General features: G+C 46.6%; 11 protein-coding genes, 1 tRNA gene and 1 pseudogene. 4 read left to right on the top strand and 9 right to left on the bottom strand.

The features are described from left to right. Nucleotides 1-3 precede the first annotated feature (3 nt). Nucleotides 4-1,458: a mannose-1-phosphate guanylyltransferase/mannose-6-phosphate isomerase gene (locus tag P8P30_09410; GenBank protein ID MDG1287762.1), complete on the bottom strand. Its 1,455-nt coding sequence runs from the start codon at nt 1,456-1,458 to the stop codon at nt 4-6. A gap of 154 nt (nt 1,459-1,612) precedes the next feature. Here P8P30_09410 and P8P30_09415 point away from each other — a divergent pair, with 154 nt between their 5' ends. After that, on the top strand, nt 1,613-3,004 hold the full coding sequence (locus P8P30_09415; GenBank protein MDG1287763.1) for a phosphomannomutase/phosphoglucomutase: 1,392 nt from the start codon (nt 1,613-1,615) through the stop codon (nt 3,002-3,004). Here P8P30_09415 and P8P30_09420 read toward each other — a convergent pair whose 3' ends face one another. Then, entirely contained in the window at nt 3,005-3,487 is a 483-nt protein-coding gene (locus P8P30_09420) for a GNAT family N-acetyltransferase (GenBank protein MDG1287764.1), read from the bottom strand. A gap of 78 nt (nt 3,488-3,565) precedes the next feature. Here P8P30_09420 and P8P30_09425 point away from each other — a divergent pair. After that, nucleotides 3,566-3,641: transfer RNA gene (locus tag P8P30_09425), tRNA-Ala, on the top strand. 172 nt (nt 3,642-3,813) lie between these two features. Here the strand turns inward: P8P30_09425 and P8P30_09430 are convergent. From P8P30_09430 to P8P30_09450, 5 genes are all read right to left on the bottom strand, one after another. Next, nucleotides 3,814-3,957 carry a hypothetical protein gene (locus P8P30_09430; GenBank protein MDG1287765.1) on the bottom strand — a complete coding sequence of 48 codons (144 nt, stop codon included), beginning with the start codon at nt 3,955-3,957 and terminating at the stop codon, nt 3,814-3,816. A 77-nt stretch (nt 3,958-4,034) separates the two neighbouring features. Then, nucleotides 4,035-4,802, bottom strand: a complete 768-nt coding sequence (locus P8P30_09435) for a hypothetical protein (protein ID MDG1287766.1) — start codon at nt 4,800-4,802, stop codon at nt 4,035-4,037. After that, a complete protein-coding gene (locus P8P30_09440; GenBank protein ID MDG1287767.1) occupies nt 4,795-5,223 on the bottom strand; it encodes a DUF5681 domain-containing protein in 429 nt (142 codons plus the stop codon). Before P8P30_09440 ends, P8P30_09435 begins: the two co-directional genes overlap by 8 nt. Continuing rightward, nucleotides 5,216-6,268: a site-specific DNA-methyltransferase gene (locus tag P8P30_09445; GenBank protein MDG1287768.1), complete on the bottom strand. Its 1,053-nt coding sequence runs from the start codon at nt 6,266-6,268 to the stop codon at nt 5,216-5,218. Before P8P30_09445 ends, P8P30_09440 begins: the two co-directional genes overlap by 8 nt. Nucleotides 6,269-6,681: 413 nt before the next feature. Then, complete coding sequence (locus P8P30_09450; GenBank protein MDG1287769.1) at nt 6,682-7,617, bottom strand: zinc ribbon domain-containing protein; 936 nt, start codon at nt 7,615-7,617, stop codon at nt 6,682-6,684. Nucleotides 7,618-8,022: 405 nt separating this feature from the next. Here P8P30_09450 and P8P30_09455 point away from each other — a divergent pair, with 405 nt between their 5' ends. Next, a complete protein-coding gene (locus tag P8P30_09455; GenBank protein MDG1287770.1) occupies nt 8,023-9,573 on the top strand; it encodes a SulP family inorganic anion transporter in 1,551 nt (516 codons plus the stop codon). A gap of 98 nt (nt 9,574-9,671) precedes the next feature. Here P8P30_09455 and rpoZ read toward each other — a convergent pair whose 3' ends face one another. Further along, nucleotides 9,672-10,076 carry a DNA-directed RNA polymerase subunit omega gene (gene rpoZ / locus P8P30_09460; GenBank protein ID MDG1287771.1) on the bottom strand — a complete coding sequence of 135 codons (405 nt, stop codon included), beginning with the start codon at nt 10,074-10,076 and terminating at the stop codon, nt 9,672-9,674. Between the two features lie 97 nt (nt 10,077-10,173). Between rpoZ and lipA the strand changes: the two are divergent. Further along, a pseudogene (lipA, locus tag P8P30_09465) lies at nt 10,174-11,073 on the top strand (lipoyl synthase). Between the two features lie 631 nt (nt 11,074-11,704). On the opposite strand, the gene P8P30_09470 reads toward lipA, so the two are convergent. Then, a complete protein-coding gene (locus P8P30_09470) occupies nt 11,705-12,148 on the bottom strand; it encodes a hypothetical protein (GenBank protein ID MDG1287772.1) in 444 nt (147 codons plus the stop codon). Nucleotides 12,149-12,294 lie beyond the last annotated feature (146 nt).

Below are 12,294 nucleotides of genomic sequence, written 5' to 3' on the forward strand. Positions count from 1 at the left end.
AGATTACACAACTTCTGTCATGCGTCCATAGGTATCTTCAAAACGAACGATATCATCTTCGCCTAAATAAGAACCTGACTGCACTTCAATCAACTCTAATGGGATAGAACCTGGGTTCACCAAACGGTGCTTAGCGCCGCAAGGAATATAAACTGATTCGTTTTCCGAAACAACTTTGCGTGTATCATCGCGCGTTACGATCGCGGTACCTTTCACCACAATCCAATGCTCGGCACGGTGATAATGCATCTGCAACGACAAGCTAGCCCCCGGCTTCACGGTAATACGCTTCACCTGATGGCGATCGCCATGGTCGATACTATCGTAGTTACCCCAAGGGCGAGCCATTTGGCGGTATTCATCCACCAGTTTAGGGTCTTCGACTTTCAGCTTATCAACCAGCTTCTTCACATCCTGTGCATTATTGCGATCAGCAACCATCACACAGTCTTTTGTCGAAATAACAATAAGGTCTTTCACACCCAGCACCGAAACCTTTACGCCGTCAGTACTATTGACGTAGCAATCTTTGCTGTCGAGGAACGTATTTTCACCTTCGGAGACATTACCGGCTTTGTCTTTATCCTTAACACGCCATAGCGCATCGAAAGAGCCAGCATCCGTCCAACCGCAATCCACCGGCACAACCGCCGCTTTCGTGGTTGGCTCCATCACCGCATAATCAATAGATTCTGCAGGAATACTTGCGAACGCTTTAGCATCAAAATGGATAAAATCTTCACCTTCGCGTATCGTATTGAACGCTTTAGCCGTCGCTTGCGCAATATCAGAACGGTGCTCCAGCATCTCTTCAAGCAAGAGAGCAACAGGGAATGCGAACATACCGCTATTCCAAGTATACTCACCCGACGCGAGGTATTTCTCAGCCGTTTTCGCGTCAGGCTTCTCAACAAAAGCACTCACTGGGTGGGTGCCTTCGGAGATTTCCTTATCGCTAAACTTAATATAACCATACCCCGTATCGGCATGAGATGGCGTAATGCCAAAGGTCGTCAAATTACCTTTCACAGCAGATTGTGCCGCTTTCATCACCGCTTCACGGAATGCCGTCACATCATCAATAATATGATCCGATGGCAAAACAAGCATCACCGCATCATCACCATGCGCTTTACGGATATAATGCGCCGCAATCGTGAGCGCTGGCGCCGTATTACGACCTTTAGGCTCTAGCAAAATTTCTGCGTCGTCAATTTCAAGTTCCTGAACGTTCTCAGCCACAAGAAAACGGTGATCTTCATTACTCACAAATACCGGAGCTTCGAAAACATCACGGTCAGCTACACGCAACATCGTTTGCTGAATCAGCGTATAATCCTCAGAAGCCAGCTTCAAAAACTGCTTCGGATAGTGGCTGCGAGACATCGGCCAAAGGCGTGTCCCCATCCCTCCAGAAAGAATTACGGGTACAATGGTTGCATTCTGCTTTGTTGGCATTAAAGTTCCTCCTATTGAACAGGCCTGAGTTTCTTACATTTTATGCGAGACTTATACAGGTTTATTCCGTTTTACGCAAGTGCCATTATTAATAATTGTTAACTTTTACAACCTATCTGTGTACCCAGACTATTACAGAAGAAAAAGAAATCTCATGCATAATTTTCATAGCTCCATCCTACGCGCTGGCGATATCCGCGGCATTTACAATGAGACTCTCTTCGACGCCGACGCCTTAGCCATCGGCAAAGCCTTTGCTACTTGCATTATTCGCGAAACAGGTAAGGCAAACCCCATCATCAATGTCGCTTATGATGGGCGCCTTAGCACCCCGGCTCTCAGTGGCGCCTTAAAAGAAGGCATCATCAGCACTGGGGCAACCGTACATGATTACGGCATCGGCCCTACCCCTCTGATGTATTTCTCTGTTTATCATAGCAATCCAGATGCGGGTATTATGGTCACCGGTTCGCATAACCCTGGCAACCATAACGGCTTTAAAATGATGATAGGCAAAGACTCCTTCTTTGGCGAACATATCGAAACCCTCGGCAAATACGCGAATACAGCCGATTACGAAATCGGACAAGGCGCAGTCATCAACAAAGACTGCAAAGACGAATATCTCGAAACCCTCGCCGCGGCCTTTAAACCTAAAGGTGCACGAAACATTAAAGTCGTCGTTGACCCTGGCAACGGCGCAGCAGGTGAAATTTCAGAACGCCTCGCGGCAATGCTCTCAGCAGATATCACCGTGATTAACGCAGAGATTGACGGCAACTTCCCCAACCATCACCCGGACCCAACCATCCCTGCCCTGATGCAGCAACTCATCGAAACCGTGCAAGCCCAAGATGCCGATGTCGGTATCGCTTATGATGGCGATGGCGACCGCATTGGTGCCGTCGATAAAACGGGGCGCATCCTTTATGGCGATCAACTGATGGTTCTTTTTGGCCGCGACGTTCTTTTAAAACATCCCGGCGCGACCATCATTGCTGATGTTAAAGCCAGCCAAACCCTCTTCGACGATATCGCGCAACATGGCGGACAGCCCCTTATGTGGAAAACCGGACATAGCTTCGTCAAAGCGAAAATGAAAGAAACCAAAGCCCATCTCGCCGGTGAAATGAGCGGACACATCTTCTTTGCCGATGAGTATTTCGGCTATGATGATGGTATCTATTCTGGTGTACGCCTTATCAACCTACTCGCTCATTCCGATAAGCCACTCGAACAGCTGATGGACGAAATGCCTGAAGTTTATAACACGCCAGAAATTCGGATCGAGACCACTGAAACTCTCAAATTCAGCGCCGTCGCCGAAATTAAAGAACGCTTGGCAGCCGCCGGCGCCGATGTCGATGATGTCGATGGCGTACGTGTCAAGAACGCCGATGGCTGGTGGCTCGCTCGCGCCTCAAACACCCAAGCAGCCATCATCGCCCGCGCCGAAGGCAACAGCCCCGAAGCGCTAGAACGATTAAAAACCCTACTCGCCTCCCAACTAAGCGAGAGCGGCATTATGGATTTTGATTTAGGTTAATCAAGCAGACAATGCTTCGAAAGGTAGTTCCCAGCGCCGATCACAGCGTTCATAAACGTCATTATCATCTGAATGTAGCGGCACATTAACAAAACCAGATTTCTCGTAAAGCGAGTTTGCCGGCCCTAGCGTTGAGCTTGTTAGCAAGAATATCTTCGCAGGGTTCATCTCTCTGGCGCGCTTGAGTGCTGCTTGCATCAGTAATTTTCCAATACCCTGCCCTTGGTAATTTTCATCCACCGCCATTTTAGTCAGTTCCAAATCATCGCCATGATACATCAATGCGACCACGCCAACGATAACACCACTCAGTTCAGCCAAAAGTATCTCACCTTTTGCCGCGATAATGTACTCATCCGCATTCGCCAATACCTTGGCATCATAAGCCTCCACATAGAAATACTTCTCAAGCCACGCAATATTGAGGCGTTCAAAATCTTGCGCGTAACGGGATTCATAGGGAATAATTTTTACATTCGTCATAAGAGTATATATGTACATTAACGCTTGCAGTTTCAAGAGGCACTGTTAGTTTCCGACTCCCCTTTTGAAAAAAAGACTGGGGCCTTAGCTCAGCTGGTAGAGCGCCTCGCTGGCAGCGAGGAGGTCAGGAGTTCGACTCTCCTAGGCTCCACCATGATTTTATTATTATATTACAGTTGCTTACATGCATACGCGTCATCCGCGCTGTGTGCGGGGCTTGCGAGGGTTCCGTTATCTGTATGCAGCATCCAGAGCCGATCTTACGCATAAATGCTGCCTGTAATCAGCAAGTACATCAATTGAAATTTTGAGATGAGCCGATTAGGCTAGTTTAGCAAGGCTTGCTCTTGCTTCGCCCAGCACCAGTGAGATAGGTTAGATAGGCTTTCGACACCAATGGCTTTATTGGAAAGATTGCTTTCTGACGATGTGATCTTTTCGATAATTTTTGGCGACAGAAATCTTTGCACAATGGCGCGCTTTACATATTTGATATTGTGATTCTCACATTTTGATATTTCGGTTGGGGCTTTGTAAACACCGCTCTTTATCTGTTTGTTCCAATAAAATGACTTCGCGATAAAGGTGTATGCCGTGTTCCAAATAGATCGCTGTAACTAAGTTCTTCAGGGGTTTCGCAGATGGCTGGCAAACTCACCACCTCCCAGCCTTCCTGCTCCAGCACATGGCCCACCAAATCATCTTCATGAAGGCGCTGCATGATAATGATGATGCAACCATTCACCTTATCATTAAGGCGAGAATAAAGTGTGCCATCATACCATTCATTGACATGCTTACGCTGTGCCTCTGAAACTGCTTCGGTGGGTTTAAGCGGATCGTCGATAATAAGAAAATCACCGCCACGGCCAGTAAGTGCGCCGCCAACAGAAGTTGCCATTCGAACTCCGCCCTTGGTAGTCATAAAATCTTCAATCGCCGTTTTGCGTTTATCGAGCCGAGTAGCGAAGAGTTGATGATACCAATGTGATTGCATCACATTACGCGTATCCATTGCATGCTTTTGTGATAACTCCTGGCCATAGCTTGCGCAGATGATTTCCGTACGCGGATTATGCCCTAGCAGCCACGCCGGAAATGCCACCGATGCACAGATAGATTTTAAATTACGCGGCGGAATATTGATAATAAGCCGTTTAATCTCACCCTTGCGGCATTGCTCTAATTTACTGGAAATCAGATCAATATGCCAATTATGCTGATATTGTTTAGCATTGGATACCGTCGCAAAGCTTTGCTGAATAAAACTGCTAAAATCAGACTGCAAAAGGACGAGCATTTCTTGTTCAGTCATTTGCATCGCTTGGCTCCTTCTTATTATCGTTGGCACGTTCGATAATATTCGCCAGAATCTGAGCTTGCTGTTCCTTGGGAATAATGCCGCGTTTTGACGTACCTTGCTCCATATCTTTGGCTTCCATATCCATCACTAACAGCAATAAGCGCTGTATCGCGCGCAAGTCGCCTTTGGCAGCCATATTGACCAGCTGCTTAAAAGTTGCTTCAAGCTTACTGATAGTGCGCTTGGTTCCATTCTCATTGATGGTCACGGTTTCCGCCAGCGCCTCTTTTAAGAATGTCGAGGCGTTCTTCTTACCTTTCGGCCGCCCCTGATAATTGCCCGATTGGCCCGGTTTAAATTGCGAGTGCTTGGGTGGCTTTTGATAGCCAACATCGTAATCGCCACCATTATTATCGTCATTAGAATTACTCATTTTTGCCTCCCGAAATTACTTGAAGTTGATCGAAGTTTTTGCCCGATTCGCTATGGATGGCCGCATCGCCAGTCCATTGCTGCCATCGACGAATGGCAGTATCGACATAGAGAGGATCAAGCTCAATGCCGTAACATCGCCTGCCGACTTTCTCAGCAGCAATGAGGGTGCTGCCACTGCCTAAGAATGCATCCAACACGATATCACCGCGCTGGGTGCAATCGAGAATCGCATCCGCTACCAGTGGCACCGGTTTGACCGTGGGGTGCAAGGCGAGTAAATCGCCTTCTTCATTATTTTTACGCGCAAAACTATTCGCCCCGGCATATTCCCATACATTGGTGCGGTAGCGACCATGTCGACCCAGTTCGACATTATTGCGATGTGGTGCTTTGCCATGCTTAAAAACCGCGACAAATTCATGGCGGCTGCGATATAAACTGCCCATACCGCCATTATCTTTGACCCAAATGCAGAGGTTTTTGAGTTCAGAGTAGATGGTGTCTCCTGCCGCTAATAATTCCTGCAAATGACGCCAATCCATGCAGATATAGTGTAGTGAGCCATCGGCACTGGCCTCTGCCTTTTGCGCGCAGACATCTTGTAGGAATTGAGTAAATTGTGCCGAGGACATTTCACCCGTCGCCATGGCGAACTCGCGATGCTGATGTTTACCTAAGCCGCTAATATGGCCTTTGACTGGAACATTGTACGGCGGATCGGTAAAGACCATATTTGCCTTTGCGCCATCCATGAGCGCGCTACAACTATCCGCCTGCAAACTATCGCCGCAAATAATACGATGTGTGCCGAGTTGCCAGATATCGCCTAATTCGGAAACAGCATGGCCTGCTTCAACTGGTTCCTCCACATGCTCTTCTTCAATTACGCCATTGCCCTCAATCAGCACATCAATCTCACCCATCTCAAAACCGGTAATCTCTAAATCAAAGTCTAGATCAAGTTCTGATAACTCAACGAAGTGTTCAGCGAGTAAGACATCATCCCACTGTGCGTTTTCGGTGAGTTTGTTATCGGCAATCATATAGGCGCGTGCTTGTTCATCGCTGAGATGTTCCGCGCAGATGGGAGATCATCATCTTGACCTTCCAAAATACCTTTAAAGCCTTCGATTGTACGCTCACAATTTTGAATTGCAAAAGGCAAACGTAAACAAGAAGATTATGGAGATCACAGTAAGCTTCTTCAGAGAGTGATAGCGCCTATAGCAAACTTGACGCCGCAAAAGATCACTTCGAAACTGTCGCCAAGGCGATTCAATAGCGGCAAAAGTATTTCCCTGTTATTATCTTTAGGGAAATTTTCTCTTAACCCTTGAAGACTCTGGGTCTTAGGGTGTTAAAATAGATAAAAGTTGTGATTTACCCTGTAATTTTATGAAATTACCCTGCAGATGTGGGGGTAACAGGGAAACTGATGGCTAGTAGATCATTTGTATTAATCCACCACCAAAGACCGATTTTCACCACTCATTTGCTCTGTAAGCCTGAATAGAAGAGCCTTTTGGGGTTTTCGAAAATTTTTATCTTTTTTTACGAATATGTTCTTTGGGAAGACTAAGCGTTGAATAGTACGTTTGCGTTTGAGCCCTCCATCTTCCCATGCAAGCTGAGGATTAGCCAATACATCGAATACATTGCCTAATACTCTATCAAAATCACTTTCTTCCAGCGGTTTTTGATCGAGCAGTGCCTTTACCTTCTCTCTATTCTCCTCCATTTCACTAATACGGCGTTTTAGAGCATTCTTAGTTTGCCTATTTTCACCTATCATCTCATCAATAAAACCATCAATCTCTGTTTCTAATGTTTGATGCTCTTTAGCCCATTCTTTTCGTTGAACCTCTAGCCTCTCTATTTGCTCTTTCCACACACCACGCATAACAACCTCTGCCATTTCCAGTATCAAAGAATCGGGCTGCATAGGCTGCAATAATTCAGAGAAGTTTTGATGCGCGGTATTAACATAAATACCTTTGTGCCGACGAGAACATCCTGACTGCTTACAAACATAGTACATGTAGTGTTTTTTGTTTTCACCAGCGGAACCTTTACCTGAACTCGTCAACGCCTTCCCACATTCACCACACAAAATGGAGCCCTTTAGCGGATATTGTTCTTCATTCTGCTTGTAATGGGTACGAATCCCACGTCCCGCTTTGCGTTCCTTGATACGCATTGCAGTTTGCATATCGATCAAAGGTTGGTGCTTACCATCAATATTCTTAATATCCTTTTGTGGATAATTGATTTTACCTGCATAGAAACTGGCTCGATCAATCAGCTTTCTGGCTACATCGTGACTACATTGAAATGCCTTTCCACGATTGCGGCCTTCAACTCTTACAGGCCTTCTCTCGTTGATATAGTGCATTACATCAACGATATTTCTTAGTGTACCATTTGCGTAGGTTCAAGATCCATATAAATAACAAGCAGTTCACCTCCAGTTTTACTAACCTTAAGGCGGATGGCTTAACATTGGAACAAACATAGACTTAGATGCAAATTTCTCCGCCAAAAATCTTTAAGGGGATGCTAGAGAGCCTCACTCCTTATTAAGAAGACCTGCACTCTTATTCGATGCAACTTACCCTATTCACGAACATATCCCCAATTTAAGAAAGCCTCAATTCTGCTGCGCAACCTTTTCACAGTTTTAGTTTTGGCCGTCCATACTCGAGGCAGCTGTATTTGTCTTCTGCTGCTGAAAACTTGCAAACTACTGGCACTGCGTTAGGTTGCGCACAAATTCATCTCATTCTTAGGAAAATCATCTGTGCTTAGCTCTTTATTTAAAAATTCGAAAATCGAAATTCTATCGGGCTTAACCGTGGCCTTGGCTTTGGTGCCTGAGGCCGTGGCCTTTGCATTTATTGCCGGAGTTGAACCGCTTGTCGGGCTTTACGCCGCGTTCCTCGTTGGCCTCATCACCTCTGTTTTCGGCGGTCGTCCGGGTATGATTTCTGGCGCTACTGGCGCACTTGCCGTCGTCATGGTCAGCCTAGTTGCACAGCATGGCGTCGAATACCTCTTCGCCACCGTTGTGCTGATGGGTATATTACAGTTCCTCGCCGGGATATTTAAATTAGGTAAATTCATTCGCATGGTACCCCACCCCGTTATGTTGGGCTTTGTAAATGGCTTGGCTATCGTGATTTTCCTCGCGCAGTTAGGGCAGTTTAAAATAGCAGATGAAACCGGAAATCTTGTGTGGCTAGACGACTTCTCCCTCACCATGATGCTCGGCGTGATCGCCATTACGATGTTGGTCATTTACTTGCTTCCGAAGCTTACGAATAAATTCCCCGCGCCTCTAGCCGGAATTGGTGTCGCGACCGCCGTCGTTATCTTCTTTAACATCGATACTCGCACCGTTGGCGATCTTGCTAACATCGCGGGAACCTTCCCTGCCTTCGCCATTCCTAGTGTACCTTTCTCGCTAGAAACGCTGTATATTATCTTTCCTTATGCGATGATCCTCGCCGCGATTGGACTCATCGAATCCCTTTTAACCCTCACCCTCATTGATGAAATGACCGAGACTCGTGGCCGCAATAGCCGTGAGTGCATGGCGCAAGGCGCATCCAACATCGTCACCGGCTTTTTCGGTGGCATGGGCGGTTGCGCAATGATTGGGCAGAGCATGATCAACATTAACTCCGGTGCACGCGGACGCCTCTCTGGTATCGCAGCGGCGCTATTCTTACTCTCCTTCATCCTCTTCGCCTCTTCATGGATTGAAATGATCCCGGTTGCGGCACTGATCGGCGTCATGTTCGTAGTAGTCATTGCGACCTTCGAGTGGTCCTCTTTGCGTATCATGCATAAGATTCCTAAATCCGATGCCTTCGTCTTAATCCTCGTCTCTGCCGTCACGGTCTTTACGGATTTGGCGATTGCCGTTGTTGTGGGTGTCATTGTCTCAGCCCTCGTATTCGCATGGGAATCGGCGAGCTCTATCTATGTGGATGTGCAATCAGAAACGAAAAAGAAGAAAGTCTACGTCCTGCACGGACAGCTCTTCTTCGCTTCGGTCAGCAAGTTCCGCCGCTTATTCCGCCCGCACAAAGACCCGGCGGATGTCGTGATTGATTTCAAACACTCCCGCGTATGGGATCACTCCGCGCTAGAGGTGATTGACTCACTCGCAGAGAGCTACATGAAGCATGGCACGCAACTACACCTCAAACACCTAAGTCCTGATTGCCGCACGCTCTTACGCAAAGCCGGCCACTTCATTGAAGAAGATGATGCTGGTGATCCCCATTACCGTATCGTCGTTGATTACGCTGAGCGCGCCAAGAAGGTGAAGGAAGCCAAAGCTTAGACTCTTAGAGTCTTGAACTTAAAGGCAACAGCTCTCCACAAATAAAAAAGGCGCAGTCATTATGACCGCGCCTTTTTTATTATCTTGTCTGAAACGACTTAGTCGTCAGTTTCAACTTCATCATCCGCGAAAGACATGCCTTCAGGCTCTTCGCCGATCATCGCAGCTTCTTTGAACTCTTCTTCCATATCAGCGGAAACTTCAAGCTCTTCCATTGGAGCAGCAGGTGCTTCAATTTCTTCCTTCGGAGGCTCAACGCCTTCAATCACGTCAGGACGTTGGAAGCGGCTATAGCTCTCAATAATTTCTTCTTTCAACGGGGCGAAATCGATCGTTTTATCCGCGATCTCACGCAAAGATACAACGGCATCTTTATCGTTGTCACGATCAATCGTAATCGGGTTACCCGATGAGATTTGCTTCGCACGACGGGCTGCAATGGCCAGTAGTTCAAAACGGTTAGGGATGTTTTCAATACAATCTTCTACGGTAACGCGTGCCATAATATATACGATTCCTCTTTATCTTAGGGGTGGAAAGGCGCTATATATACCGCCCACACAACTAAATACAAGCACAAAACCTATGTCAGAAGTCGTCAACTTGCAGGAAAAAAACGATAAAAAGCTACGCAAACCCGATTGGATTCGCGTAAAGGCTCCCGTTTCGAAGGGCTATAAAGAGACACGCGACCTCATGCGACGCCAAAGCTTGCATACCGTATGCGAAGAAGCGGCATGCCCCAATATCGGCGAATGCTGGGAAAAGAAGCACGCCACCATCATGATTATGGGCGATACCTGCACCCGCGCCTGCGCCTTCTGCAACGTCAAAACCGGCCGCCCCAACATGCTCGACCCGATGGAGCCAGACAATACCGCCATCGCCGTAAAAGAGATGGGCCTACACCATGTCGTCATCACCTCCGTTGACCGTGACGATCTACCTGATGGAGGCGCCGAACATTTCGCCCGCACCATTGAGCGCACCCGCGAAGTCGCAACTAAAACCACAATCGAAGTCCTGACGCCAGATTTCTTCCGCAGCGCCGATGGTTCACTAGAACGTGTACTTGCCGCCAAGCCGGACGTCTTTAACCATAATATCGAAACCGTGCCGCGCCTATATAAGCGCATCCGCCCTTCCGCCCGTTACTTCCACTCGCTTTACGTTCTCAAGCGTTCAAAAGAAATTGATCCCTTGATGTTCACCAAATCCGGCCTGATGGTAGGCCTCGGTGAAGGCAAAGACGAAGTGCTGCAAGTGATGGATGATTTACGCGCTGCCGAGGTGGACTTTATCACCATTGGCCAATATCTGCAGCCTACCCCGCGCCATGCGCCGGTTGAACGTTTCGTCACGCCTGATGAGTTCAAAATGTATGAACGTATGGCCCGCGCCAAAGGCTTCCTGATGGTGTCCAGCACCCCCCTCACCCGCTCCAGCTACCATGCAGGTGATGATTTCAAAAAGCTCCAAGCCGCACGACAAGCAAAGTAACACGCCCGCGCCCAATAGCGCTTGACTTGCTCGCCTAGATTGTGTTTATTCACCTTAGAGTATCTGACTCAGATACTTCGGGGCTTTCAAAACCTCTTGTAGACTAGTGGCGGACTTAACCACTATAAATCGTCCATCTCGATTCCTAGGGTCGGGGTGGCAACGTTATAGAATAGGCTTCGGCCAAAAGCGTTGCAGCTATGTCTACATAGTTTTGAACACCCCGGCCACCAGTGGGAATCTCCCCGCTGGCGGTCACTCGCTTGAGTCGGGAGGATCGGGAAATAGAATACCATTCGTGGGAATACTCGGTTGAACGTTACAAATAAGGCTTAACCTCCCGGCACCTGCGGAGCGCCCAATTGTCATGCTGAAAGAGCAGCAACCTAAGGTCCTTCGCTGCTACTCAAGCTGACAAGTTAGATAATTCTAAATTTTTCCACTTCCGGCTTCGCCAAAAGGGCATTATTCTTTAAATATAGGCTCAAGAAATTGTGAGTACAGCAACAAGGAGTACAAAAACCCACAAAAAAAAGGGGCCCCAAACACAGGAAACCACCTGAGATTTATTTAGCTCGTATAAATACAAACTAAATCTTCTCAAGTGGTTTACTTAAACGAAACAAAAAAACTACTGACCAGGACGGCTTTTACCGCACTTTTTCTGCATTCTTTTCGTTTCTTTTTTCTTTTTCTTTTTAGCACTACGTGCCTTTTTTCGTTTCTTTTTCTTTGATATCTTTTTACCTTTGGATTTAACCTTAGGCTTATTTTTTTTCAAAGACGAAATCTTTTCAGAAAGAATTCTTCTTACTTCAAGATTAGCTTTCCATCCCATAAGATCTAAAGCCTGCTTAGGACATTGCGTGAGCAATGAGTCCTTTGCTGCTCGCAAATACCTCATCGACTCTCCCCAATCCATTTTTTGGATAGAGATTTGAGTAATGATGTCATTTGCAATTACTTGAGGTGTTTGAACCTCAGAAAAAGTGTATTTTACTGGCGCATTATTTTGAGCGCTTAAAAAATTAAACACAGAAAAAGAAAAAATCAGAATTAAAATTAGATTTTTCATGTAATTGGGTTTTATAAAATTTAAAAAAATGGGGCTGACACCTAACATTTAAATTGTTAGGAGTTATTGATGTATATAAAGCATTGTAAGTTATCGAGAAATAAGCAGTTAGAGTTGATAAAATATTTCATTGCGGGTTCTACGGC

It is taken from the genome of Rickettsiales bacterium (genome assembly GCA_029252805.1).
In the GTDB taxonomy this organism is placed as follows: domain Bacteria; phylum Pseudomonadota; class Alphaproteobacteria; order Rickettsiales; family JALZUV01; genus JALZUV01.